At 37.1% G+C, this 1,959-nt stretch carries 1 protein-coding gene; it reads right to left on the bottom strand.

Annotation, left to right across the window (positions count from 1 at the left end; translation table 11 throughout):
• Nucleotides 1–96 precede the first annotated feature (96 nt).
• Complete coding sequence (locus tag Psfp_RS20900) at nucleotides 97–1,809, bottom strand: IS1634 family transposase (protein WP_134220437.1); 1,713 nt, start codon at nucleotides 1,807–1,809, stop codon at nucleotides 97–99.
• Between the last annotated feature and the right edge of the window lie 150 nt (nucleotides 1,810–1,959).

Here is a 1,959-nt window from a genome sequence, read left to right on the forward strand (position 1 = left end):
CTCATCTTTGACAGTTAAAAAATATAAAAAGCTTGAAAGCCCTGTGTTTGCAAGGTGTTCAAGCTTTTTTGTATTTTAAAAAAGTGAGTAATTTTTTTATTTCTTAGTAGTGGTCAAAATTTTTTTCATCTGTGTTTTCTTAATAATCTCGTAATCTGTTCGAAAGCCAAAAGATTCATGCAGCTCATCTGTAAAATCAGTTCTTGTGTAGGTCGGTATATATCCCTCGCCCTTGATCTCATAGAAATTCATTTCTCTCAATCCGTTGATGACTTCACTGCATGTAAACTTATTCCCTAGTTTCTTTTCCAATAACCGATAAAGGATAAGGGACATAAAGCAGGTAGTAAAATGTGCTTTAATTCTATCTTCGCGACTTAAGTACACCGGCCGGGCTTTAAACTCGCTTTTCATGATCCGGAAACATTCTTCAATCTCCCAACGTCGCTGGTTAATCTGGATGATTTCCTGAGCACTACCTTCTAGGTTCGTACAAACGGCATAAAATCCGTCATAGGCTTCTTCAGCAACGATGGTTTCGTTATTTAAGGCATAGAGTTCATTGTCAGCTATTTCACCATCAGACGTACAGCTGGTTTTTTTAATAAAACGTTTATAGTCGTTCTGATTGCTTTTTGAAATTTTAGTTGGATTCGAATCGAGTAGTTTCTGAGCACGTTCGATTTGTGAATTGCGAATTTGACGTTGATAATTTTTGTACTTGATGGAGTAAGTTACAATAAGTTTTTGTTCCAGGCCGTTTTCTTTAATCCAGCGTTCTTTAAAGAAGCATTTGTCTTTATAAGTTTCCTCGTCAAGCTGGGTGATATCATAAGTTTTATCATGATCTGCAAGATGCCAGCCTTTTGAATCAAGAGACCATTCCTTTAAATGCTTTTTTAGTTTTTTAATCGATTGGGTCGTGATAAATGCGCGTTCGCCTTCGTTGTTGAACCTTCTGTTCTTTTCAGAAGCCAGACCTGCATCGGTACAGACAACAAATTTGGAAAGTTTGAAATCAGAAAGTATTTTTTGCTCTAAGGGTTTAAGCGTAATCTGTTCATTCGTGTTGCCGCTGTTGAGACTAAAAGCAAGAGGAATGCCGTCTCCATCCATGAACAGACCCATTTGGATGATAGGGTTTGGTCGATGTTCTTTTGAAGCGCCATACTGTTTAAGGCCGTCTTCTTGTTCGATTTCAAAGAAATAATTGGTACAGTCATAATAGAGAATACCCGTGTTTCTCTTTGAAATTTTGAGGCTGTTGCTATAAAGAGAAGACTGAATGAAGTCCATTTCTTTGGAAATGACTTCAAGTGCTCTATACACATGCTGCAATTCAAAGTTCGTTTGTTCAATGAACTTTGAGGAATGATTATAGGTAGCGAGTTTGGAAGAAGGAAAAAGGATTCGTCCGTAAAGGAGCCGTGACAGTATAGCATCCAGATCAAACGAGAACTTATATTTTTTTGATATCTCCGTGCAAACCTTATGAAGATTGAGTTCGTGATAGATCTGCTGGAGAAAAAGATAACCGCCATTGAAGAAGAGTTGTTGATCTTTGGAAATCACTTTGGATGGCGAATATTTAACGATGACTTCACGCAATAGCTCTTTCTCTTTTTTGTTAAGCTCTTCTATGTATGATTTAGCCCATTCAATAGGGTCGCGCCCATTTAGATTTTGCTGTAATTCAGCAAGCGTTCCTAACTTTTCAACAACTTTTGTGGAACGCTTACCGTTCTCATAAACAGATTGTATGACATAAAGCGAAGTAGCATTTTTAGACTTGGATATACTAAGTCGCATAGTAGAATCTCCTCCAATCCCTTACATTATAACACATTACGCAAAATTACTCACTAAGAATTGGAGAGAATTTGACATTTTTTTAATAAAAAAAGCCCTGTTTTCAAGGCTTGTAGAGATTTCTATATTAGCGCAAGTGTCAAAGACCCG

This window comes from Pelotomaculum sp. FP (assembly GCF_004369245.1).
Classification (GTDB): Bacteria; Bacillota; Desulfotomaculia; order Desulfotomaculales; family Pelotomaculaceae; genus Pelotomaculum_C; species Pelotomaculum_C schinkii.